At 63.6% G+C, this 22,803-nt stretch carries 19 protein-coding genes and 1 pseudogene; 8 read left to right on the forward strand and 12 right to left on the reverse strand.

The window, feature by feature from the left end:
* Positions 1-10: 10 nt before the first annotated feature.
* Positions 11-796, reverse strand: a complete 786-nt coding sequence (locus G6N36_RS29995; protein WP_235690177.1) for a DUF6636 domain-containing protein — start codon at positions 794-796, stop codon at positions 11-13.
* 68 nt (positions 797-864) lie between these two features.
* On the opposite strand from G6N36_RS29995, the gene G6N36_RS25755 reads away from it, so the two are divergent.
* The gene (locus G6N36_RS25755) at positions 865-2,073 is read left to right on the forward strand and encodes an NAD(P)/FAD-dependent oxidoreductase (RefSeq protein WP_163689557.1); all 1,209 of its coding nucleotides are present in this window, start codon (positions 865-867) and stop codon (positions 2,071-2,073) included.
* A gap of 19 nt (positions 2,074-2,092) precedes the next feature.
* Here the strand turns inward: G6N36_RS25755 and G6N36_RS25760 are convergent, their stop codons facing one another.
* On the reverse strand, positions 2,093-2,803 hold the full coding sequence (locus G6N36_RS25760; protein ID WP_163690909.1) for a M15 family metallopeptidase: 711 nt from the start codon (positions 2,801-2,803) through the stop codon (positions 2,093-2,095).
* Between the two features lie 472 nt (positions 2,804-3,275).
* Here G6N36_RS25760 and ponA2 point away from each other — a divergent pair, with 472 nt between their 5' ends.
* Positions 3,276-5,783 (forward strand): transglycosylase/D,D-transpeptidase PonA2, encoded by a 2,508-nt coding sequence (gene ponA2, locus G6N36_RS25765; RefSeq protein WP_163689558.1) that lies wholly within the window; start codon positions 3,276-3,278, stop codon positions 5,781-5,783.
* 117 nt (positions 5,784-5,900) lie between these two features.
* Here ponA2 and G6N36_RS25770 read toward each other — a convergent pair whose 3' ends face one another.
* Positions 5,901-7,178, reverse strand: a complete 1,278-nt coding sequence (locus tag G6N36_RS25770; protein WP_163689559.1) for an alpha/beta hydrolase — start codon at positions 7,176-7,178, stop codon at positions 5,901-5,903.
* Positions 7,179-7,459: 281 nt separating this feature from the next.
* Here G6N36_RS25770 and G6N36_RS29560 point away from each other — a divergent pair, with 281 nt between their 5' ends.
* Both G6N36_RS29560 and G6N36_RS25780 read left to right on the forward strand, forming a co-directional pair.
* The gene (locus G6N36_RS29560) at positions 7,460-8,077 is read left to right on the forward strand and encodes a VldE C-terminal domain-containing protein (protein WP_179964871.1); all 618 of its coding nucleotides are present in this window, start codon (positions 7,460-7,462) and stop codon (positions 8,075-8,077) included.
* A gap of 82 nt (positions 8,078-8,159) precedes the next feature.
* On the forward strand, positions 8,160-8,378 hold the full coding sequence (locus tag G6N36_RS25780; RefSeq protein WP_163689560.1) for a hypothetical protein: 219 nt from the start codon (positions 8,160-8,162) through the stop codon (positions 8,376-8,378).
* Positions 8,379-8,404: 26 nt separating this feature from the next.
* On the opposite strand, the gene G6N36_RS25785 is transcribed toward G6N36_RS25780, so the two are convergent.
* The 6 genes from G6N36_RS25785 to G6N36_RS25810 form a co-directional block, all read right to left on the reverse strand.
* The gene (locus G6N36_RS25785) at positions 8,405-9,280 is read right to left on the reverse strand and encodes a hypothetical protein (RefSeq protein ID WP_163689561.1); all 876 of its coding nucleotides are present in this window, start codon (positions 9,278-9,280) and stop codon (positions 8,405-8,407) included.
* Between the two features lie 51 nt (positions 9,281-9,331).
* On the reverse strand, positions 9,332-9,856 hold the full coding sequence (locus G6N36_RS25790) for a hemerythrin domain-containing protein (RefSeq protein WP_163689562.1): 525 nt from the start codon (positions 9,854-9,856) through the stop codon (positions 9,332-9,334).
* A 12-nt stretch (positions 9,857-9,868) separates the two neighbouring features.
* Positions 9,869-10,753, reverse strand: a complete 885-nt coding sequence (locus tag G6N36_RS25795) for a ferredoxin family protein (RefSeq protein ID WP_163689563.1) — start codon at positions 10,751-10,753, stop codon at positions 9,869-9,871.
* Positions 10,750-11,964: a cupin domain-containing protein gene (locus G6N36_RS25800; RefSeq protein ID WP_163690911.1), complete on the reverse strand. Its 1,215-nt coding sequence runs from the start codon at positions 11,962-11,964 to the stop codon at positions 10,750-10,752. Before G6N36_RS25800 ends, G6N36_RS25795 begins: the two co-directional genes overlap by 4 nt.
* Before the next feature lie 7 nt (positions 11,965-11,971).
* Positions 11,972-12,163: a hypothetical protein gene (locus G6N36_RS25805; RefSeq protein WP_163689564.1), complete on the reverse strand. Its 192-nt coding sequence runs from the start codon at positions 12,161-12,163 to the stop codon at positions 11,972-11,974.
* A gap of 120 nt (positions 12,164-12,283) precedes the next feature.
* Complete coding sequence (locus tag G6N36_RS25810) at positions 12,284-12,559, reverse strand: hypothetical protein (protein WP_163689565.1); 276 nt, start codon at positions 12,557-12,559, stop codon at positions 12,284-12,286.
* A 56-nt stretch (positions 12,560-12,615) separates the two neighbouring features.
* On the opposite strand from G6N36_RS25810, the gene G6N36_RS25815 reads away from it, so the two are divergent.
* The 3 genes from G6N36_RS25815 to G6N36_RS25825 all read left to right on the forward strand — a co-directional run bounded on the left by G6N36_RS25815 (position 12,616) and on the right by G6N36_RS25825 (position 14,583).
* A complete protein-coding gene (locus G6N36_RS25815) occupies positions 12,616-13,293 on the forward strand; it encodes a DsbA family protein (RefSeq protein WP_163690912.1) in 678 nt (225 codons plus the stop codon).
* Positions 13,294-13,369: 76 nt separating this feature from the next.
* Positions 13,370-14,032 carry a GNAT family N-acetyltransferase gene (locus tag G6N36_RS25820; RefSeq protein WP_163689566.1) on the forward strand — a complete coding sequence of 221 codons (663 nt, stop codon included), beginning with the start codon at positions 13,370-13,372 and terminating at the stop codon, positions 14,030-14,032.
* Positions 14,029-14,583 carry a YceI family protein gene (locus G6N36_RS25825; protein WP_163689567.1) on the forward strand — a complete coding sequence of 185 codons (555 nt, stop codon included), beginning with the start codon at positions 14,029-14,031 and terminating at the stop codon, positions 14,581-14,583. Before G6N36_RS25820 ends, G6N36_RS25825 begins: the two co-directional genes overlap by 4 nt.
* A gap of 19 nt (positions 14,584-14,602) precedes the next feature.
* Here G6N36_RS25825 and G6N36_RS25830 read toward each other — a convergent pair.
* The 3 genes and pseudogenes from G6N36_RS25830 to G6N36_RS25840 form a co-directional block, all read right to left on the reverse strand.
* Positions 14,603-14,927 (reverse strand): annotated as a pseudogene (locus G6N36_RS25830) (hypothetical protein); the annotation flags it as partial.
* 478 nt (positions 14,928-15,405) lie between these two features.
* Positions 15,406-16,893: an AAA family ATPase gene (locus tag G6N36_RS25835; RefSeq protein ID WP_197746617.1), complete on the reverse strand. Its 1,488-nt coding sequence runs from the start codon at positions 16,891-16,893 to the stop codon at positions 15,406-15,408.
* Complete coding sequence (locus G6N36_RS25840) at positions 16,890-21,257, reverse strand: P-loop NTPase family protein (protein WP_197746618.1); 4,368 nt, start codon at positions 21,255-21,257, stop codon at positions 16,890-16,892. Before G6N36_RS25840 ends, G6N36_RS25835 begins: the two co-directional genes overlap by 4 nt.
* Positions 21,258-21,992: 735 nt before the next feature.
* Here G6N36_RS25840 and G6N36_RS25845 point away from each other — a divergent pair.
* A complete protein-coding gene (locus G6N36_RS25845; protein ID WP_163689569.1) occupies positions 21,993-22,763 on the forward strand; it encodes a hypothetical protein in 771 nt (256 codons plus the stop codon).
* Positions 22,764-22,803 lie beyond the last annotated feature (40 nt).

Below are 22,803 nucleotides of genomic sequence, written 5' to 3' on the forward strand. Positions count from 1 at the left end.
AGCAGCAGGATCAGCCGACCTGATATGCGTCGCGCGACACGTTGAAGAAGTGGCCGGTGTCGTTGTCCAGGCACATGATTCCGACGGTCTCGCTGGTGCACGAGATGGAACCGAAGGTGGCGACCTTGCCGTAGTCGAGGGTGGCCTGCGGGTCGGGAAGGTTCTGGCCGTAGCAGCTGAAGACCGCGGCGCCGTCCTCGGTCAACTCAACCCGGTCGCCCCAGTTCAGTTGGCAGTCAGGGGACCGGGGCGGGGCCTGCCACACATGTTCGACGACCTCACAGCGCACGGTGTTGCGGCCGTCGGAGTCGAATGTCGTGCAGCGGATGTTGCCCGACGGCGACTGGAACGGACCGTTGATCGGCTCGATGTTCACGCCGGGGGTGGCCTTGGGTTGAGTGATGGTCACGGTCGCAGGTGCGGGCGCGGTGACGGTCACTGTCTCGACGTGCGACCGGATCCACTCGCGGTTGGCCTGCATGTTCTGCAGCCACTCGGACAGTCGGCGCGCGACGATGCGGGCCTCCTTGTTGGGTTGGTTCGCGATCCCGATAGTCAGTCCGGACGTGCCCGGTCCCAGTCGGGCCCACTGGCGAATGAGCACGCCGTCGCTGGCGGGTTCGACTTCGAAACCCCATGTCGCGGCAATGCCTTCGATGCCCAACACATTCCACACCCAGCGGCGCTGATCCTCGACCTCGACGACTTCGCATACGGTCTCCCACTCAAACCTTGCAGCGCGTTCGCTCGAGCCCCCGGACGAACCACGATCACAGTGTGCCCTTCGTACCTTCATGAAAACCGATGGTGCGGTCGTAAGATTTCGCGCCGATTGGCGGGCGCCGAACCGGGTAATGCTCGCCTATGGAGGTCACACCGGAGCACAGCGAGGGTTCCTTCGACGTCCTGGTCGTCGGCGGCGGCAACGCCGGGCTCAGCGTGGCCGCTCGTCTGCTGCGGCGCGGGGTCGTCAGCGTCGGGGTGGTGGAACCGCTTGCGGTGCACACCTATCGGCCGCTGTTGTCGTATGTCGGCGGCGGGCAGGCGTCGCGCAGCAGCGCCGAGCGCACACAAGAGTCGGTGATCCCGGATGGGTGCACGTGGGTGCAGGACTCCGCGGTCGGCGTGGATACCGAACTGCAGACGGTTCGATGCAGGAGTGGCCGCGTCTATCGCTACACCGACCTGGTCCTCGCGCCCGGACTCGTCCCCGATGAGGCCGAGCTGGCCGACGTGTTCACCGTCCTCGACACCGAAGCGGTGGCGAGTAACTATCTCGACCACGCCGAGAAGACGTGGCAGCTGGTGGAGTCCATGGTGGCGGGGCATGCCGTGTTCACTGTCCCGCGGCCGCCGGTGAGCTGCACCGGTACCACGCTCAAGCCGCTGTTCCTGGCGGCGTCGTATTGGCGGCGGATGGAGTGCATCGATGACATCGACATCACGCTGGTCGTCGATCGACCGGACCTGCTGGGCGTCTCGGAGATCGACGGCCGGCTGCGGCGCTGTCTCGAGGACATCGGCGTACAGGTGCTGAACAACGCCACCGTGACTGGAGTGCAGGCCGCAGAACGGAAGCTGGCGGTCCGTGTGGGCGACGGTGTCGAGCAGAAGCTGCCGTATGACCTGTTGCATCTCGTCCCGCCGTTTCGCGGGCCGCGATGGATCGAGGAGTCGGGTCTGGCCGACCGTGACGCGCACGGAGTGGTCGACATCGACCCGAAGACGTTCAGGCACCGCGTCCACGCCAATGTGTGGGCGCTGGGCGACGCCGCGAACGTGCGTACGGATCCGTCGGGCGGAGCGATCCGGCAGCAGTCGGCGATCCTGGTCGACAACCTGATGGCGGCGCGCAGCGGTGGTCGGTTCCGGGAGTATGACGGGTACACGGTCGCGCCGATCGCGACCGATGAACGCCGGCTGATGTTCGGCGAGTTCGACCGGACGGGATCGCTGAGGAGCTCATTGCCGTCGTTTCTCGATCCGCTGAAGCCGCGCCGATCGGCCTGGGCGTTCGACCGCTACGCCCTGCCGCAGATGTACTGGAATCTCATCCTCAAAGGGCGACTCTGACGTTCGGCCGCGAAATGCCTCAGCGCTCGAAGTGCTGATAGTCGACGGGGTCTTGCCACTCGCCACCCCACTGCCAACCGCGGTCGGTGAACACGCGTACGGCCGGGTCGCCAGCGTGCAGCAGCCCCGGAACTATGCGGCTGCGGTCCAGGTAGGGCGCGGCCGTCTTCGGTTCGAGGAGACCCGACTGATGGATGGCGGGATTGAGCAAGGGGTTGAGATCGATGGCTCGACCGAAGGCGTGTTCCGACCAGCGACTGGCCCCGGGGATGCCTCGACAGTTGAACGCGGAGGTGTTGTTGTCTTGCATCGACAACTCATCCTCGGCGCCCGGATAGTTGTCCACGGTGCGCATCTTCTCGATCGGATAGCGCAGTCGAAGCAGCTGCTCGAAGATCGCCACGACTTCCGCCGCTAGCTCTTCGTGCACGATCACTGACCCGCGGTGAATTTTTGCGTCGAAGCCGAAATAGTTGACGTCGATCCGGCGCAGCTGCTCAGGAGCGACGGGGCAGTCGGGCCGCCAGCTTGGGCCGAGTTCGGCGACACTGACCGGGCGAACGGTGGCAGGGGGCGGTGACGTGCGCGTGGTAGGCGGTGTCGCGCGGGCGACAAAAGGTGGTGACGTAGCTGGAGGAGGCGACTCAACTCGAGTCGGCGTCGAGCCGCACTGGACAAGAACGGCACCGGCAGCCGTCGCGATCGCCAGCGTCGCGATCCACCGTGGCATCTTCACTCGAAACGACGGTAGTAGCGACGCCCGCGTCTAGAGGTGTGAGTCATCAATTCGGCCACTGCGCCGGGGGCCGCCTAGCCACTGTGCGGTGTGCCAACCTTCGAACGACGTTGTCGCTGAAGTACTACGGGCCCTCCCGGCTACAGCGACTTTGTCGCTCGGAGCTTGGCACAGTGATGGCCACCCCGACGTGCCACCCGACGACTCCCTCGGCGGGGCCGGCGAGTCGGTCGCACACGCTTTGTATCACGCTGATCGATGTTCAGTTCCCACGGAAAAGCCAACTTGCCCCCATGGTTCGCTTCGGCAATAAGCCGAAAACGTTACGGCCATTTCTCGCGGCATTGGTCACTGTTCGATACAGGCTGCATTGCGAATGAACGTCGGTATAACGACTTGTTGACGGTGGTGACGATTCGTCTTCGATATGAGCGCCGTGCGGTCGGCGGCTCACTAATCTGTGTGCATGGGGGAGCACCGATCGGTGTGGGACGCCGTCGTGAAACTGACCTTGTGTTGTCTGTCTGCCGGTGCACTGGTAGCCGCACTGCTGTTTCCATTGGTCGGCAGTATGGGGCTGGTTTCGAACCGGGCTGCCGACGTCGTCACAAGCGGCTCGGCACAGCTGCTGCAGGGCGACGTCCCACTGGTCACGACAATGGTGGATGCGGCAGGGAAGCCGATCGCGCGCTTGTACTCACAGCGCCGGTTCGAAGTGCCTTCCAATCGGATCGCCAACACGATGAAGCTGGCGATCGTCTCGGTCGAAGACAAGCGTTTCACCGAGCACAACGGCGTGGACTGGCAAGGCACGCTGACCGGTGTTTCCGGCTACCTCACCGGAAACATCAACACCCGCGGCGGCTCGACCATCGAACAGCAGTACGTGAAGAACTTCCGGTTGCTGGTGACGGCTCAGACCGACGCCGAGCGGCGGGCCGCTGTCGAGTTGACGCCCGCGCGCAAGCTGCGTGAGATGCGCTTGGCGCTTGCGCTCGACAAGACGCTGTCCAAGGAAGAGATCCTCACCAGGTATCTGAATCTGGTGTATTTCGGCAACGGCGCATTCGGCGTGCAGGATGCGGCGCAGACGTACTTCGGCGTCAATGCGTCGGACCTGAACTGGCAGCAGGCCGCGCTGCTGGCGGGACTGGTGAAGTCCACCAGCATCTTCGACCCGTACAACAATCCCCAGGCCGCGATGGAACGGCGAAGCGTGGTGTTGGACACCATGATCGAGAATCTGCCTGCGCAGGCCGACGAACTGCGTGCCGCCAAGGTCGCACCGTTGGGTGTGCTGGCCCGGACGCGCCAGCTGCCGGGCGGATGCGTTGCCGCCGGGGACCGCGGCTTCTTCTGTGACTACGTCCTCGACTACCTGGCCAAGGCAGGCATCAGCAAGGAGCAGGTGGCACGCGGCGGTTACGTCATTCGCACGACTCTCGACCCGAAGGTGCAGGATTCGGTCAAGTCGGCGATCGACGAGTTCGCCAGTCCGACGCTCGACGGGGTGGCCAGCGTGATGAGCGTCATCAAGCCCGGCAAGGACACCCATCGCGTCGTGGCGATGGCCAGCAGTCGCACTTATGGACTCAACGGCGACGCCCACGAAACGGTGCAGCAACAGCCTTTTTCACTCGTGGGCGACGGCGCAGGCTCGATCTTCAAGGTGTTCACCACGGCGGCGGCGCTCGAAATGGGCATGGGCATCAACAATCAGTTGCAGGTGCCGGGCTCAGTCCAGGCCAGGGGCCTCGGCAGTAGCGATACTCCGGGCTGCCCGAAGGAGACGTGGTGTGTGAAAAACGCTGGGAATTACCGCGGCTCGATGAATGTCACCGACGCGCTGGCGACGTCACCGAACACAGCCTTCGCGAGATTGATTCAGCAGGTGGGTGTTCCGCGCGCCGTCGACATGGCGGTGCGACTGGGGCTGCGGTCGTACGCGCTGCCCGGCACGGCGCGGGCGTACGACCCCAAGAGTAACGAAAGCTTGGCCGACTTCATCAAGAGGCAGAACATCGGGTCGTTCACGTTAGGACCGTTTCAGCTGAACGCGCTCGAGTTGGCGAATGTGGCGGCGACGCTGGCGTCTGGCGGTGTGTGGTGCCCGCCGAACCCGGTCGACAAGATCTTCGACCGTTACGGCAATGAGGTGACGGTCGACAGTCAGCCGTGCGACCAGGCGGTGCCCGAGGGGCTCGCGAACACGTTCGCCAATGCGCTGAGCAAGGACGATCAGAGCCCGGGCACCGCAGCAGCCGCGGCCGCGTCGACGGGGTGGTCGCTGCCGCTGTCGGGCAAGACGGGGACGACGGAGTCGCATCGGTCGGCGGGATTTCTCGGCTTCACCAATCAGTACGCGGCGGCGAACTACATCTTCGCAGATTCCACTACGCCGTCAGGCATCTGCTCATTTCCGTTGCGCGAGTGCGGTAATGGGGACTTGTTTGGCGGCAACGAGCCTGCTCGCGCTTGGTTCACTGCGATGAAGCCGATCGCCACCGACTTCGGCGAGGTGCGCCTTCCGCCGACGGATCCGCGCTATGTCGAAGGCGCGCCGGGTGGCAAGGTGCCCAGCGTCACCGGCCTCAAGGTCGATGCGGCGCGTCAGCGGTTGCGCGAGGCGGGCTTTCAGGTGGCGGACCAGCCGTCCTCGGTGAACAGTTCGGCTCGATACGGAACAGTCGTCGGGACGACGCCAAGCGGTCAGACGATTCCGGGGTCGATCATCACCATCAACATCAGCAACGGGGTAGCGCCGGCACCGCCGCCGCGGCCGGTCGAGCCGCCCCCACCGCCGCCCGGCGCGCCTCCACCACCGCCGGCAGTCAACCCGATGGTCATCGAGATTCCGGGGTTGCCGCCGATCATCTTGGGACCACCACCACCGCCACCGGGCGCGCCACCGCCCCCGGGGCCGCCGCCACCCCCGCCGCCACCGGGGCCGCCGCCACCGCCTCCGCCGCCCTAGATGTGCGCCGGCCGGCTGTAGATCCACGGCGTGAGCAACGAGTACACGGTCAACCTGCGCGTCTCAGCGAGAAATGGCGAGTGTCGTGTCGTTCACAGCCACACGGTCGAAAGACGTCTAGACCGCGACGTTGTCGAGCGCACGACGCGCGTAGATCTCGGCGAGGAATTGCTCGACGGCAACAGCTGCGTGCGCGGCGCGGGCCGAACCGAAAATATCGAAAGCATGCTGGGTGAACGGCAGTTCGGTGTACACGACCGGTTGTGTGCTGACTTCTCGCAGCCTTTCGACGAAGCCCCGCCCCTGCTCGACGGGAACAAGCGAGTCGTTGCGGCCGTGCAAGACGAAGAACGGCGGGGCGTCGGCGGAGACATAGGTCACCGGCGATGCGTCGACATAGGGCTGTCGGTTCGTCGAAAGCCTTTGTTTGACGACCATCTGCTCGAGCAGTTCGGGCATCGACGGATGCATCGCATCCTCGAAGCGGGTGAAGTCGTAGACGCCGTAGAACGGGACCGCGGCCTGGACACGGGTGTCGGCGTCTTCGAACCCGGGTTGGAACCGAGGGTTGTTGGGCGTCAGCGCGGCCAGCGAGGACAGATGGCCACCGGCCGAGCCACCGGTGATGGCGACGAAATCGGGGTCGCCGCCGTACTCGGCGATGTGTGCCTTCACCCATGCGAGGGCGCGCTTGACGTCGACGATGTGGTCGGGCCACGTGTTGCGTGGGCTGTGCCGGTAGTTGATCGCCACGCAGACCCAGCCGAGCTCGGCAAGATGGCTCATCAACGGATGCGCCTGTCCGCGTTTGTTGCCGGTGGTCCACGCACCGCCGGGAATCTGGAACAGCACCGGCGCCTTGCTGTTTCGGTCGAGGTCGGGTCGTCGCCAGATATCGAGATGATTGGCGCCACCGTATTCGCCGTAGCTGATGTTGCCGTCGTGGGCGTAGTCGCGATAGATCCGCAGCATCCGCAGGGCGCCGGGTCTCTTGGCGGTGCCGTCGCCTGCCGGCCGACGCCACAAACCATCCGAGTTGGTGCGTCGATGTGGCCCCAGGCCGTCGTCCAGGGCGGCGGTCAGTGGGGCGGAGGCCTGGTGGCCGGCCCGGTTGAAGTTCAGCAGACCCAACGCGGACAAGCCGGCCACGATCCACGCCGTCCTGCGCACCGGACGCGTGAGGCGGCGCGCGGTCAGTAGCAGTCCGACGAGCTGGCTCACGAGTGTCTGCAACGGGAACTCGGTCACCACGAGACCGAACGCCCACGAAAAGATCGACGGGTATCCCTTTCGCGCCAGTGGGCGATATCCGTTCAGTGTCGAAGCGGCGGTCAGTGCCGCGACGGCCAACGCCCCGACCTGCCGGGCGACGTGAGCGGCTCGGGTCTTCTGCATTCGGTCACGATACGAGGCGGTGGTCGCTGCGTCGAAGATGTTGCCGATTCGTGGCTCAGGCACGAACTTGTCGAATGTCACACCATCAGCTGATCTTTAACGCACGCCACTAGATTCGGTGGTGCCACTCGGTCGGGCGTCGTAAAGAATTCGCCGATCTGACGCTTGTGAACTGCGATTTCACGGCTGGGAGGGCGCAGCGGCGCATCTCGGTCATCAGACGACAAGCTCTCTGGGCGGTTGCTGAACGGGCTCGGGCGTGTCGGTAGGGTGCGCGTCCGATGGGAAGACACGGATTAGCCAAAACGCCGCGACGGTCGCTGGCGTCCGTAACTGCGGGCGTCGTCTCCGCCGCGACATTGTTGGCTGTCGGGGCAGACAGTTATCCGCAGATCAGTAACGATGCCTCGTGCTGCACAGAAGTCGCGACTTCGACACCGGCGCTGGTGGCGGTGCCCCCGATCGGTCCCGGACCGGCCCGCTTGGCCGTGTCGCCCACGTTGCCCCCCAGCGTTGCGCGGGAGACCGGACTCCAGGTCAAAACCATCTTGGCGGCACGCTCGGTCAGCGCGGAGTTTCCCGAGATTCTCGACATCGGCGGAGTCCGGTCGGATCCCTTGAAATGGCATCCGCATGGATTGGCGATCGACGTGATGATCCCGAACGCTCGCTCGGCTGCCGGGAAAGCGCTCGGGGACAGTGTGCTCGCGTACGTCCTGAACAACGCGGAGCGCTTTGGCGTGAATCACGCGATCTGGAGGCAGACCATCTATCGGCCCAACGGCTCGAAAAGAGCGATGTCGGACGCCGGCTCAGACACAGCCAACCATTTCGACCATGTTCACATCGCGACGGACGGCGGCGGATATCCGCGGGATGGCCAGACCTACCTCCGCTGATATTCGGCCTGATGCCAGCCGGTACCGATCCGTAGACCAACGGCAGTGACGCCTGCCCCGCGGGGGCGTACAACGGTGGCATATGAAATATGCGCTCGGTGCCCTCTATTTGGCGGGCTGGCTGACCACCACGTTCCTGCTGCTGCGTAGCGGCGCGTTCGCTGACGAGAGTCGCCGCAAGCACCGCGCGATCGCCGGGATCGTCGGCGCGATGTTCGCGTTCGCGCTGGCGGCGGTGTGGCCGCTGTCGGGCTGGATACTGCCGTTCCTGCGCTCCGCGATGGACGACGACGGCGGCTGATCTTCAGGAGTGCTCGGCGTACGGCCTCACGCGGGCGGGGTGCTGAAGTCAACGACGAACCGTTGTTTGGGGTCGGCGGGGTCCACGGCACAGTTGAGTTCCCTGCCGACAGCCAGATTGGGCACTTCGGTGGGTGGTACGGGTTGTTGGATGCGGCCTGTCACCGGAGCCCGGTCGGGTAACCGAAGCTCCACCTTCAACGCGTAGTAGGGGTAGTCGAGGAACTCCTGTCGGCTAGGCGTGAGGCCTTGGCTGCGCATGGTTGCTCCGGTGTCGCGAAACGCCCTCAGAACTCCGCGGACTCGCTGACCGGACGAAAGCAGGTCGGCGACCGATACCTCGGGTCGTCCGCCAGCGACCGATACGTCGGGTCGTCCGCCGGCGTCGGATGCAGTGTGCGCTCGGCGCTTCATCGCCCGGGTACTGATCGCCCCACCGAAGACTGCCAGGCCTATGGAGATCCAGAGCAGCAATTTGTAGTGATTGCTGTGACCAAACGATAGGCGCGGACTCACGGACGGGTTGTCCGTCCCGTTCGTGGTGATCGTGTAGTCGCCGGCAACGAAGATGTGGGCCACTTTCACCTGGCGGTGCGCTTCGCTGTCGCCAGCGAAGGTGCTACCGAGATCTTCGCTCACGGTGGGCTGCTCAGCCCCACTCGGTGCAGTGATGACCAGTTCCAGGTTTTGGGGGAGCGGCATTTGTTTTTCGTCGTTTTGCACGTCAGGCATGATGGCGTGGAAGCTGATCATCACGTCGCCCTCGGGCAGGTGTAGACGCTCGGAGCCGGGGATGGGCACCTCGCCGTAGGCCTTGTAGTCATCGCTCAGGGCGGCCAGCAGCCCGAACGCAATGGCACCCACGACCCCAACGACCGGTAGCAATATCCAGACCTTGTGCACGAATGAATAGTGTCCTCGTCGGGCGTCCGGTCGACGACTTTTCGGCCACTCTCAGGAGTGCTCGGCAATGTAGTCGTCGGCGTCCTTGTCGCTGTTGTCGACGTTGACCGTCGTCTCGCGATCGGCGTAGAACCGCAGCCACTTCAACGCCAACTCATGCCGGAGCTCCAGCGAGGCGCTCTTGATGAAGTCCGGCATCGCCTCGCGCTCTTCCTCGTCGAGGTGTTCGCCGTTCTGCTTGCGGGCCTCGAACACGGCGTCGAACCATTCCTCCGTGCCCGGCTTGCATTCGCGTGAGCGACGAATCGCGTCGCGGATCGCGTTGTGGTCGGTGATCGCGTCTTCGGTCTCGTCTTCCGGGTCACCCTCGGGATTGCCGCGGTCCTCGCTGCCGCCGTGCTTGAGCAGCGCCGGGTAGAACACGGCCTCCTCGGCTTCGGCGTGGACGTCGAGGCGGTCGCCGAGGGCGTCCCAGATCGCGACGAGCTCGGCGTCGGACTTCGCGTCGTCCAACAGGAAGAACTGACGACGAAACCAGTCATGGTCGGCGTAAACCAGGTCGATGATGTCTGCCATGCGAACAGCCTTTCAGTCCGACGAGAGTGACACTAATTCGAACGTGCGCACCGCGCCTGGCACTGTGGCGCGGCACATGGACAGCAGAGGTTCCGACATCTTCTCCGCGAGAACGACATTCACCGATCCCGAGTCGGTGCGGAGCTCGATGCGGATCTGGTGCTCGGCGTGTTCGACCTTTAGCGGGGACAGGGCGTGGATGCGGTCCTCGTCCAGGGACTCGCGCGCGAAGTACTGCGCGGCTTGCACCGGGTGGGGCAGCGACGTGCGTCCGCGCAGATATCGGTGGTCCAGCCGGCCGTCGAGGTATTTGGCCACCAGGCCGGCGGAGTCGGTCGAGTCGACGCGCCCGTAGCACAGGCCCTCGGGCAGGATGAGCATGGTGGCGGCGAACCGGTCGCCGCCCAAATGTGAACATTCCCAGGTAATTTCGGGGTACTCAGCCGCGATGGCCGACGCCGCGCTGCGTCCGCGCACGGCGCAACACTGGTCGTGCTTGCCGTGCGCGCAGACCGCGACCAGCGGGCCGTCGACCCGCTCGCCATCCGATCCGTCCAGGGCGATGTTCAGGTACCCGCGGGCGTCGTCGACCTCTCCTGCGTAGAGCGCCTCGCTGCCCTCCTCGCAGTGCGCGATGAACCATCGCCAGCGCGGCGTCTCATCCCGGCGTCCCGGCCGACGGATCGCGGTGACGCGCAGGCCCTCGGTTTCGATGCGGCGGCAGATGCTGCGCCCGAGTTCGCGGCCGATGAGAAGGGGCGAGTCGAGGAAGGCCGATTGCCCCCAGCCGCCGGACAATTCGAGCATCGCCCAGGACCGTCCTGCGCCGGCCGTGCCGTAAATGGGGTCGTTGCGCGCCAGGGATTGGTCGCTGCACGGGGTGCGTTTGGGGCTCAATCTTCGTCCTCGACCGCGACCACGACGGCCTCGCGGAGGAGGCGGCGAATGAGCACGGTGGAGTCGGCGAGGTCGAGGCCCGGCAGTGCTTCGGCGTCCGCGACGAGTCCGTGTTGCAGCGCCTCGAGCGCCGTGGCGCAGGAGTCGGGGAACGTGATGGTCTTGTCTGGCAGCCGGAGGCGAACCTGTTCGCCGAGGTGCTCCAGCGTGCCGATGAGTCCGTGGCGCCATCGCACCCTCAGTGCGCCTGCGGCGTCGATGGCGTCCAGAGTCGCCAGGGGCCGTACGGCGACGGGCCGGGTCCGCTCGGCGTGCCGGTCCGACAACTGCGCGGCTGCGCTGTCGCTGAGGTCGGCGGCCCGATCGCGTAGGACGTCGGCCAGCTGCGCCATGACTTTGCTTGTCGTCGAGGCCATTTCGCTGCGGTCGGTGGCGTCGATGCCCATGGGTAGAGATTTCCTGAACTCCTCGTCGGCGGCGAGCGTGTCGACGACAGCGCGTGCCACGTCGAGGTATGTCAGCGCCGACACTCCGATCGTCAGGTGGATCGACGTGGTGTCCAGGGATCGGGCGGAATGGACCCACCCGCGGGGCAGATAGAGCGCGTCGCCCGCCTGCAGGACGGTGTCGATGGTCGGGGCGTCGGCGATGCGTGCGGTGATGGCCTCGCGGTGCTCGGTCCACGGCTGTGAGTCCAGCGGGTGCCGGTGCACGGGTTCGTGCACGGTCCAGCGCTTCTCGCCGGCGACTTGCAGGACGAACACGTCGTGGACGTCGTAGTGGTGCTCGAATCCCTGGGCGTCCGGCGGGGTGACGTAGGCGTTGGCCTGTACGGGGTGACCGAGGTCGTCGGTGAGGCCGCGGACGAAGTCGATCAGCGGGGGCCACAGGCGGTGCAGCCCCTGGAGGACGATCGTCGCGCCGGCGGCGAATTCGGCCAGCACCTTGGCGGAGTCGACCTGGTCGGGCATCTCGGCGCCGAAGCCGGCCGGTCCGGTGTAGCAGCTGCGGGCGAGCACGTCGCCGGTCTTGGCCATCCGGATGAAGGGCGCGCGTACCCCGCGCTCGGCGATCAGCTCGTCAACCGCGGTGGGTGAGAGGAGATCGCTGAAGTCGCGGGGCAGCGCGTTGGCGCGGCTGAGCAGGGGTTGGCGGCCCCAATAGTCGGTGCCGAATGCACCGGTATCAGTGGCCACACACCGGCTCAGCATGCTGGCCTCAGGCGGTTCCGTCGGCACCGCCGTCGTGGCCTTCGGGGTTTGAGCCGCCGTCGGCCGTGCCTTCGCCGCCCTTCTCATCCGCGGTTCCGTCGGCGCCGCCGTCGTGGCCTTCGGGGTTCGAGCCGCCGTCGGCCGTTCCTTCTCCGCCGCCACCGCCTGCTGTCGTCATGTCGTCATCGTCGAGTGTCATGATCATTCCTTTCTTGGGCTGCAATCATGCTCTTCGGGTGTTCACCCGCCAAGCGCTGCCCAAACGCCGCAGCGGCGCCTATTTCGTCCTCGCGCCGGGGCGGGCGAATCAGCGGCGAGCCTAGATGGTGTCCCGCGCGTCGCTCGCGGCTGAAGTGTGCGTGAGCTGACCGTCTGGCTCGACGTGCACGGTGCCCTCCTCATGGGCGCCCGGCAGGTCGGGCATCTCATGGCGATTACCTGCCGAGGGTCGTCGGAGGAACCACACCAGTACACCCACCGACGTCGCCCCGGCCGCGATCACGGTCGGCCACGCCAACGCCTGAGCGAGCCAGATGCGCCGCTGGGCTTTGACGATCCGTTTTTCTGCACGCCGGAGCCGGGTCAGCTTGTTCATGCTGCCCGGATGCCCACGTCGGGCCCGTGGAAAACCAGCAGCGAAAGCGGTTCATGATGGGACTCGTGCATAGACGACGGGCGAATCGGACGGTGTGCGCCTTCGCGGCGGTCCTCGGCGTGGTCGCGGCACTGCTGATGTGCGGACCGACTGCAGGGATTGCGCAGGCGGCCGTTGCGGCGCCAGCAGGGGACGCCATCGGCATCGGTGATCCGCATGCACTCGGGGTGGTCGATCTGTACGTGGATCCGATGTGTCCGTTCAGCGGGAAGATGGTCCAAGAGCAGGGCGACGACATTGGTCGTCGCATTGAGGACGGCAGGCTTCGGGTCAACCTTCGGTTCGTGAACTTCCTCGACAAGTACTCGGCCAGTAAGACGTACGACATTCGAGCGACGTACGCGGCCTTTGTCGTAGCTGATCAGTCGCGATCGAGTGGAGTCGCGTGGAACTTTGTGCAGCAGATCTTTTCGGCCGAGCACCAGCCGCAAGAGGGCGGCCCCACGGATCTCGACAACAACCAGCTCGCCGATCTGGCCAACCGCGTCGGCGCACCCCAACCGGCCCAGGATCTCATCAGGCTGGGCCTGCCGATCGGTTTCGACTCCCGCGCCATCGCCGCCAACAACCTCGCGCTGCTGCGACAGTTTCCCGAGCCCGGTGTCCCGACCGTCGTCGTTGATGGCGCACCTGTCGACGGGAACACGGACTGGCTCGACCAATTACCGGGCTGACAGCGGCGTCGAGGTCACACGCGGACGGTCACGTGAGCCCCGGCAGGACCTCCGGCTGGCGTCTACGCTGAGCGCTATGGCCGACCACGACCGCGCCGCGGCACGTCGCGAGATCACCGACGCGCTGATCGCCGCGCTCGACCGCCGCCATGACGTGCTCGATGCGATCGTGGATTCCGAGGACCGGCCCGCGGCCGCCGAGGCGGTGGCGGCACTGCTCGGCACGACGCCGACGGGCGCTCAAGCGGTGTTGGGGATGCCGTTCCATCGCCTCACCAAGGACTCGCGCCGGCGGATCGCCGCCGAGCTCGAAGACTTGAACAGCCAGCTGACTTTCACGCTGATCGAGCGCCCGGCGAGCTCCGGTCAGCATCTGGTGCTGCGACCGTTCTCGGCCGAGGCTGACCGCGGCCTTTTCGAATCCAGAACTGCCGATATGGGTGCAGCCGGTGACGGCTCCGGCGGCCCGGCGGGCAGTCTCGATGACGAGATCCGCTCAGCTGTCGGGCGAATCCACGACGAGGACGCTGTGTGGCTGGTGGTCGAAAATGATTCGCAGACAGTCGGAATGGTCTTCGGTGAGCACATCGGCGGCGAGGTGAACGTTCGGATCTGGATCCTTCCCGAGCACCGAAAGCGCGGCTACGGCACGGCGGCCCTGCGGAAGGCGCGCGGAGAGATGGCGGCCTATTTCCCGGCTGTGCCGATGGTCATTCGCGCGCCCGGCGCCACCGGATGACTCCTTCGCCCGTATGGAATCTGGATGCGTCGGACGGTCAGCTGTTCGTGCACACCGGCGTCACGGGCAGGGCGGCCAAGGTGGGCCACCGGTTGACGATCGCGATGACCACCTGGCTGGCCACGGTGCGGTGGAGCGGCAGCAAGCCGGTGGAGGCAGAACTGACGGTCGAGGTGGAATCGCTTCAAGTGGTGAAGGGTGAAGGCGGCTTGAAGTCGCTGTCGGGACCGGAGAAAGCGCTGGCGCGGTCGAATGCGTTGGGAGTCCTTGACGCGCAACGGTTCCCGCAAATCCGCTTCCTGGCCAACGATATCGACAAGTCTGACGACGGCTATCTGCTGACCGGCACGCTGGAGATCCATGGTGTGGCCCAGGAGCGCGAGATCGGCCTGCGCGTCGAGGATCTCGGTGAGACGTGGCGACTGTCGTGCCAGGCTGAGGTTCGCCAGTCCGAGTTCGGTGTCAAACCATACTCGATGATGTTCGGATCGATGAAAGTCGTTGACACCGTGACGGTGTCGTTCACCGCCGAACGGGCAAAGGACGGCTGAACCGACCGGCTCGGCGGCCTCAGGCCCCGGCGGGCACCTTGGCCGCCGACTTGCGCATCTCCTGCTTGATCGACGTGAACTCAGAGATCGTCCGGGTGGCGACCGTCGCAAGGGGGCGGACATTGCGACCGGTGGCTTCCGTCTTGGACACCATCACCACGCTGTCGATGTAGGGCTGGATCGTCGTCGCGTTCTGTACGGTCGCCACGATCACCAGCTGGAAACCGAACTTGCGGAACGCCGACAGCGCCTGCTGCGCGAACTGCGGGTCTGGAGAATGCTTCGTCGAGCATCAACTGCGCGAACACCGATGTGTTGTCCGCGCTTTCGGGGCTGGCGAGGTTGCAGAGGCGGCCGACCAATTGATGACGGACCCCATTCTCAAGCGGGGCGCAGCGGAGGGGTGTGGCATGTCAACTGTCGACTACGCCGTCGATGACCACCGTCTACAGGGAGCAAGAACGTAGCTAAAGGCAGTCAAGCAGAAATGCAGGGAACGAAATAAATAGCATTACCGTTCCCAACCGTCCGGCAGCATTTTAATCCGCCACTGCATCGCCGAATATGACGAGACGAAGCGCGGAACGGAAGCAGTCCTAACCTCCCCGATGTAGCGCTCATCACGATGCACTTCGCCTCCGCCCGACATGGCAGTAACTGGACGGGTGTACGGTCGGCACTCGGTGCCTGTATCAATGCCGGTCAAACGCCCGTTTGGCCACGCGACGGGGGGCCAGCCGAGCGCATATGGATGGCCAACACGGAATCGCCGCAGGCGACGGATGTACGACGGTTTCACACGCGAAACAACGTCGGTCCCGGTCAGTCTTTGATCAGCTCGAGCAGTTCAGTGCAGTAGACATCAAATAGTTTCAAATCAGCTGCGCCGACGGAATGTGCTCGGCTGTGCGCCATCGGGTTCCGTACCTTCTTTAGCAAAACGAAGCGCTCCCGCCAATACTGTTTGTTCTTCTTCATAATCGGAGCGAATAGACCCCAATGGGAGGACATTAAGTCGAACAGGTCACCTGGGTAGGTGAAGTCGATCAGCCGAGTCGAGGCGCGACGGCCGAAGTTGCGCTGCTCGTATTCGCGCATCTCTGTGCAGCGGTCGATGATGTCCCCGATCTCCGGATGACTGCGGCGGCATGCCGATGGCCAGTCTTCGCCATACTTGGCCTGGAAGGTGCGCTCGACTAGGCCTCGCACCCCGTTCTCAACGGCGTTCCAAGTCTCCCAGGGGCTAAGTTCCCTGCTGAGCAAAGTAAGAAATCGCATGAAATGGTCGGAGAAAGCAGTGTACCCAGGCCCGGACTTCCGGATCAGCCCTTGTTGGAGAAGACTTTCTGCGTCGTCTTGCGTTGCGGTCAGCTGTGGGCCAAGTACGATCTCCAGCAAAGCCTCCAGGCGGCCGTCTGCTCTCATGAGGTCCTGCAGGTCCGCGTAGTACTGCTGGAATTCAGGCGGCATGGGCTCTCGTAGCGCTCGAACGGCGACATCCATCGGCAGCGGCACAGCCCCTTGCGTCTCCGTCCATAGCCGGTCTAGCAGATGGCTGGCGAGGTAAGGGTGTCCGCCTGACATCTCGAAGAGTCGCGGCACTAACCGCGCACCGTCGCACGAGTCCAGTCGCGCAGCGAGCGCGGTCAAATCTTCCTTATCGAAGCAGGTCAGGTAAACCGAGCGGAAAATGCCAGGAAATGTCGACTCGACTGGATCCGCCATGTCAACTATCTCCCGCAATTCCCGCCGTGAGGTCGTCACCAAACCAACGTTGGGTTCGGGGTTGTAGGCGATGGCGCGTAACGCCTGGAAGGCGCCCGGCTGTGTCCTGAAAACCTCGCGAGCGGCGTCGAACTCGTCCAAGATCAGCACGACCCGCAGCCCGCGCTTTCGCACTTGGCTCAAGAATTCCTCCGTCCGAGTCCGCACCTCAAGCCATTCCAGGCCATCGGCCGTGGCACGATCAAAGGAACGCTTCAGGCGCGGATCGATCTCGTCGAGGTGTGGCTGCATTAAGTCCCAAACCTTCTCCACCAGTTGCGTATGGAGGCCCTGGATACCGCCTACGAGGCGCACATTCATCCAGACGGGTAGCAGATGCGGATTCGCCTCCCGTGCGCGGTCCGACATAAATACCTGATACGCGAGGCTGGATTTGCCGATTCGCGGAGGCCCGATAATTGCAGTCGCTCCTGCGGTGGCCTGCGCGAGGACCCGTTCCGTGACAACTCGGATGTCCCTTTCTCGGCCGATGTGGCTGCCGCCGTGGACAATCTGGCCAACGCTCGCAAAAGGATTGTGGCTCACGCGATCTCCCAACTCTTACGTTGGTGTAGCCATTCCGCGAATAAGCCGACTTTGATGCGATAGCGGTCGCCGGTGCCTTGGACGATCACATCCCGGCGTAAGAGATCCTCTATGATTTGCGGGCCGTTTGGGCGAGCCAGTGCCTTCCGATTGTCGAGGTATAAGTCGCCTCGATGCCCGGATAGGCTGGCCTTCAACAAGTCAAGGGCGTCTTCGCCGGACACTTCACTGACGTCGGCGTCGCCTGGTGTAAGCAAGTTGTCAAACTGCTCAAGTGGTAGCGCCCGGTCGCCGGACACCAGCGCTGCGGTGACGCGATCTACATCAGCGGGACCAATCAGCGGTTGCCGCTCGTCGTTCATATGCTGCACTAGGCGGTTGCAAAACAACTGGATGTAGTAGGGGTTGCGGGCGGTCAGCTCGAGGATGCGCCGCACGGCGTCGCCGCGATAGCGTGACTCGCCGTTGTCAAGCGGGATCGGCTTCCAAATCAACTTGGTTGCCCACTCCTCGTCCAGGTAGGAAACTTGCTCCTGAGACGCAACTTGAAATTCGTTAGGAAACCTCTTAAGAAAGCGCGGCATCAGGTCGTTTCCGGCCACCACGCTGCTGAAGAGGTTGCTCTCCAGCATCGCCTTCCACACTTTCATGAAGTCGGGACCGAGCTTGCCGCGCTCGATTGCCGTGTACAGCACCGTGAACTCGTCAAGCAGCAGCACCATGCGGCAACAGCGGTAGGCCTCGTTGCGCCGCATTGCCCGCTTCATGTCGCGCATGTAGTTGTTGAAAGAGATCTGCGGCTGGTCAGCGAATTGGCCGAGCTCCGGGCGCGGTATCCCTAGCGGCGGCATGGCGTCGTCGAGTTCAAGATCCTCGAATTTGCGCCAGAACGCATCCGCAATCGCCCAGCTAAGCATCCTCAGGTCTTGAACGGTCTCTTGCAGGCTTAGCCTGGCTGGGATAAGGGGAAGCCGCAGGCGCCTCTCTAGGTGGATCAACACCGAAGATTTTCCCACCCGCTTCTGGCCGTAGAGCACCACGCATTTGGTATCTACGTGCTCGAGCGAATTGACCAGAACCTCTACGAGCGTGTCCCGGCCGTAGAACATGTCTTTGTCGTTGACCGGAGGTCCCTCGAGGTAGGGATTACGGATCGGCTTCCAATCCTCGTTCCGGTTGAGTCGCAGGGACAGGGTCTCCGGCTCCGATGCCACCCGCCGCTCCGACCTGACGGTGAATAGCACCTGGTATCGGAAGGTGATCACCTCCTGTTCGATCGCCCGAGGCGTCACGGTCAGAGCGACCGTACAGGTCTCGGTCTGCTCGTCGCGCAGGCTGTGCGCGACAGGGATAGTGTCGGGAAAGGCGTGATAGTCGGCTGCGTTATCGAGAACATGAATAACAACATCCCCGACCGGACTGCGGCGCGGCAGGTTAGTGACGCTCAATTGCACCTGAATCGTGGAAGCCGCATTCGGCGCGTATCCCGATAGAACAGGCGTAACTTCCAGCTGGCTAGGCTCGGCCTCACTCTGAACTTGGGCGAAGTGCCCAGCGAGGGCCGCGTCCAGCTTTCTAAGCAACGGCACCAGATACTCGAGGCTAAGCCGAGTAGGGAACTCCACGATCGTTTCAACCAACTCAGCGATCCCCGTGCGGATCTTCGATTCCAGACGCTCACGTTCCAGGTAGGCGGTTTGCTCCAGGTATCCGTGGACCTCGTCCAGGGTGGCTATTGTCTTCTTGATCCTGTCCGTGTCGAGCGGGGTGGTAGGGGCGAGACGGTCGGCGTCCTCTAGAAGCTGCTGGTCCTCTCGGACGGTCAGCAGCGGATCGGGCCGGCGGGATGGCAGTTGGAGTTCCTGGCGTTGCGCCTCCAGCTCGTAGTGCAGTGTCTTGACGCCGTCTGCCCACAGCTGCGCGTAGTCACTCTGCCCGGTCGCGGTGTTCCTCCCGAGGTAGTCCCAAAGCTCATTGAAGAATGTGTCGCGCAGGGCCTGAACTTTCCAGGTGCGTGAGATCAGCTCAGCACCAACTTTGTTGTCGGCCATATTGATGACTGTCAGCAAACCGGTAAGGAGCGGACGCCGGAGGTTTTCGTGCTCCAACACCGCGTCCAAGCAGTGCTCAATAGTCTGACGACGCCCCGGCTGTTGCTGCTCGGGCGGGAGGTAGCTGACGATGAACTGCTTAACTTTCAGTTCTGCCATGTCGTTCCAAGGGCCGAGCGAAACCGCTTCGGCGTAGTAAGTGCGTATCAGTTCACCTGGACGCCGCTCTGCGCTGAGCAAGTCGCCCATCGCCGCGCAGTACGCACGCAAGGACTGGCGGAAGCGATTGTCTTCTGTGCGACCGAGGTCCCACAGAACGCGTGCCGCAGTCAGGTTGTACTTGGCTCGGTCCAATGATTTTTGTGGGCCGAGGTCGTGAATCAGAGCTTCAAGATCGCGGACGTCACTTTCTGAGAGCCCGCCCTCCTGTACACGGTGCGGATTGACGCCGGCATACTCGCAGCGTTCCAACCGGGACTGCAGCACTAGGCCGATCGAGCCAGTCTGATCTGGTCGGTATGCCACTTTGGCAGCAAGCACATCAATCTTGTCCCAGATACCGGTGCGAGCAGCCTTGGAGACGTCTTCTGCGATGCGGCGGAACTCTGGGTTTTTAGGCGCGGAGCTGAGGAGACGGGCGGCTGCGTCCTTGGCTCGGTCCGCGTCACGCTGCTTGCGGTAAAGAACGATGAGGCGCTTCAACAGGCCAGTCTTGGTTTGATTCGGATATGGGCCAAGCAATAGCTCTTCGAGTAGTTCGGCGGCCTCGTAAAACTGGCCCAGGTCGCTCAGCACTGTGATGATCATGTTCTGGTGAGGCAGCCGATCATGGACCTCTACCGGCGGCTCTTGTAGCAGTTTGAGCGCCTCGTCGCTGCGCTTTTTCCGGTGCAGCCCCCAGGCCAGACTGCGGACGGCGCGCTCGGCGTTGTCACCAGCCGCGATCGCCTGGTGATACAGCTTCTCGGCCTTCGCCCAATTCTTTTCCTTCGTGTCGGCGTACTGTGCCTGGGCATAGGGGGTGTCAGGGGTACGGGTTGAGTAACTCGCGTGCAGTATCCGCGGAGGGGGTGCAGGCTTGCGGCTCAGCGACTGCTCACGCTCTGCGTTGTCGATGATCTCGAGCAATTCTTGGTTGCCCGAATGTTCCGCGAGCGCTGCACGGGCCATGGCGAGCGCCGCCTCGAAACGGCCAAAGTCCAGCTGGCGGCGGGCCGCATCGATCTGCAGCCGGGGATCCTTGACGGCTTGAGGGGCGGGAGCCGGTGGGATTGGATCGGCAGAGCCACACTCAGGCGGTGCAGCGATGCGCTGAGCGGCTCCCGGCAACAGGCTGTCCAACACCAATTTGAGGTCTTTGGGCGAGTTGCGTTTCTCCAGAAGTATTGGCTCCAGCGGGTATGCCAGCTCAGGGGTCAGCTTGAATACTAAGTAAAGGCCTGCGCCAATCGCCACGCTCCGGCGTTCTGCGTTGGCAGACACGGCTGGGCTGAGCGCCGCGACGGCCGCTTCGGTCATCGACTCGCGGAGGACCAGCAAGACGAACAGGCACAGGAGGAGGTCAGCCGGGTCGTCGGCTGGCTCGGACGCCAGCACCTGGCCGAGCACGGCAACGGCCTCGCGGTTTCGTCCCCCTTGGTAGAGCATGACGGCATGATCCCAGGCGTATCGTGCGCCGCTCGGCGCGGCGAGTGCGGCCCACTCCTCGGCCTGCCGCTTTGCGCTCGGGCCTGCACCGAGATCGAGCAATAGCAGCGCGGCCAGGTTGTAGCCCGGCGGATAGTGCAGATCGTGGGCCGCTCGCACAAGTTCGCGAATTGCGAGCCGTACCGTCTCGGGGTTGTTGAGTCGGCGCCCAGCCGCGATGCCGTTCTTGACTTTATTGAGCCTAGTCTGGATCTCGATCAGCCTGCCCTCCGGAGCAGCTGAGCTGTCAGCTTCGAAGGTGGGGTTGCTGAGCCTCAGGTCCTCGTCGCTAACGGCGTACACGTCCGCGAGGTGGTTCCAGCGCGGGCTGAGATTTGGACGTGCCGCGGACCCCCGAGGCGTCGCGTGCTGAGGCGATCGCACAGGTTCAAGCGCCTGCACCAGAACGGGTTTGGCCGAGGCCGGAACTTGGACCGATCCGGCTTGGGCCATCTCGATCGAATCAATTACTTGGGCCGACAGCATGGTCGGCCGTCCCTCCATCATCAGCACTAAGCTGCCGGAGTCGATTGCCTCCAGCCGCCCGGTCGCAATCCTGCCCCCACCGTGGACGACTTGGACCACCGAACCAATCGGATACCACCTGCTGACTGCCCCCAAATCCATGCAACCACCGTAGCTATTCTGCGCTCAGGGATTGACCTATTTGCTGAGCCGATCGAGTGCCGTGAGTACAGATCGTGAGGGCGTCGCTTTTCATGCCTGGAGTGGTTTGCGGTGTGCCAGCCTCACTCTCGTCGCCCCGTTACCACCTGCTGGATCGCTTCGGCGGGGTGGTCACCCAGCCGAGTGGGTACTGTCGTGATGTCCTTCCTGCTTGTTGGCGGTGCGGTAGTCAACGGCTGAGTGCGTCGGATCGCGCTATAGAACGCTTCGCTGTAGTCGACGAGCGCGGTAGCGATTCATCGATTAGTTGTCACAGCCCGCCGGTCGAGCAGTTCTACCGCCTGCATCGATTCGAGGAATGACTCGATCACGGCATGCGGCCCCCTCCCCGCTATCGTCGCTTTGAATCGGTGTCCCCGGAACAGAGAACAGGCGCGCAAGTCTCAGACCAATGACTTCAGTCACGGTGCTCACTGTCAACACTCACGCTTTTGTGAAGACTGAAGCGCCGGGGGCTGAAGCCCTAGCGAAGGCATACGCCCATGGCCGGCGCAGACGACGAAGGGAGAGCCGACCTCTATCGCACGTTTCAAAGGTTTACGAAACGTCGTACGGGCGGAAGTTAATCTCCCGCCTCCCCGACGTCCAATGCTCAAACAAGCAACACGTGGCCAGCCTGGAGAAGGTTGCAAGTCGCAACTTCTGCATCAAGGTAGACACTGATGAGTGCTCCCGGTGTCTGCATCCTTCGGCGTATTTTGGGGCATTGGCGTGATCGTATGCAGAGTTGCTGGCGCTGGGCAGTTTAGAGTGTCGTTCGGGGTGAATCTGGCGCTCAAGGGGAGGGAATTCGTCTTCATGGATTTTGTTAAAGCTGGCTTGATCGTCGCCGTCGTCGCCGTTGTGGCGACCCTCTTGGGCGCTCACTTCATGCCGAATAACTCAAAGGGTGCTGTCCCATGGATTCTTGGGACGTGCGTCGCGGGCTTAATTGCCTACTTTGTCATCCCCTCTAGTTCAGCGCCGACGAACACGGGAGGCGACGGTGTAACTGGCCCAGGAGGTCCAACTCCGTCAGTAACCTCAACCACAAACACGAATACGACCACGATCCCGTCGATCACTACGACCACACCGTCCGCTACGCCAATCGCTACACAAGTGGACAAGATCGACGTTTACTTGGAGGCACTTCAAGGTCGCAAAGTCGGTCCGAGTGCCTTCGCGTTCGATCGCAATCTTGATTTCGGCTTGGGTTACGGCTGGACCGGCACAGCGGACGGTGTCGAAGTCGATGGAGAGTCTTGTCAAATTCGAATGGAGGTTACTGGGCCACAGACTTTCCCTGCCCAACGGAGCGCGAAGTGCTCGGAAGAAGTGCACTCGGGTTTCAGCGGGGCACTCAACTCGGAACGCATCACAGAAGCGGGCGACTACACCGTCACCATTACAGATGAACTGACCGGCACGGTTGGAACGGCCACTTTTACACTTATCGGGGGGTAAACCGAAACCGGCCTGCACCCACCGGACCGAACAACTTCCG

The organism is Mycolicibacterium gadium (genome assembly GCF_010728925.1).
In the GTDB taxonomy this organism is placed as follows: Bacteria; Actinomycetota; Actinomycetes; order Mycobacteriales; family Mycobacteriaceae; genus Mycobacterium; species Mycobacterium gadium.

Bases quoted from the DNA above. Each gene is read 5' to 3' on its own strand.
- G6N36_RS25805 (WP_163689564.1), bottom strand. From the start codon at position 12,163: ATGACACTCGACGATGACGACATGACGACAGCAGGCGGTGGCGGCGGA.
- G6N36_RS29995 (WP_235690177.1), bottom strand. From the start codon at position 796: ATGAAGGTACGAAGGGCACACTGTGATCGTGGTTCGTCCGGGGGCTCG.
- G6N36_RS25820 (WP_163689566.1), top strand. From the start codon at position 13,370: ATGGCCGACCACGACCGCGCCGCGGCACGTCGCGAGATCACCGACGCG.
- G6N36_RS25755 (WP_163689557.1), top strand. From the start codon at position 865: ATGGAGGTCACACCGGAGCACAGCGAGGGTTCCTTCGACGTCCTGGTC.
- G6N36_RS25840 (WP_197746618.1), bottom strand. From the start codon at position 21,257: ATGGATTTGGGGGCAGTCAGCAGGTGGTATCCGATTGGTTCGGTGGTC.
- ponA2 (WP_163689558.1), top strand. From the start codon at position 3,276: ATGGGGGAGCACCGATCGGTGTGGGACGCCGTCGTGAAACTGACCTTG.
- G6N36_RS25815 (WP_163690912.1), top strand. From the start codon at position 12,616: ATGGGACTCGTGCATAGACGACGGGCGAATCGGACGGTGTGCGCCTTC.
- G6N36_RS25770 (WP_163689559.1), bottom strand. From the start codon at position 7,178: ATGCAGAAGACCCGAGCCGCTCACGTCGCCCGGCAGGTCGGGGCGTTG.
- G6N36_RS25810 (WP_163689565.1), bottom strand. From the start codon at position 12,559: ATGAACAAGCTGACCCGGCTCCGGCGTGCAGAAAAACGGATCGTCAAA.
- G6N36_RS25790 (WP_163689562.1), bottom strand. From the start codon at position 9,856: ATGGCAGACATCATCGACCTGGTTTACGCCGACCATGACTGGTTTCGT.
- G6N36_RS25800 (WP_163690911.1), bottom strand. From the start codon at position 11,964: ATGCTGAGCCGGTGTGTGGCCACTGATACCGGTGCATTCGGCACCGAC.
- G6N36_RS25780 (WP_163689560.1), top strand. From the start codon at position 8,160: ATGAAATATGCGCTCGGTGCCCTCTATTTGGCGGGCTGGCTGACCACC.
- G6N36_RS25825 (WP_163689567.1), top strand. From the start codon at position 14,029: ATGACTCCTTCGCCCGTATGGAATCTGGATGCGTCGGACGGTCAGCTG.
- G6N36_RS29560 (WP_179964871.1), top strand. From the start codon at position 7,460: ATGGGAAGACACGGATTAGCCAAAACGCCGCGACGGTCGCTGGCGTCC.
- G6N36_RS25760 (WP_163690909.1), bottom strand. From the start codon at position 2,803: ATGCCACGGTGGATCGCGACGCTGGCGATCGCGACGGCTGCCGGTGCC.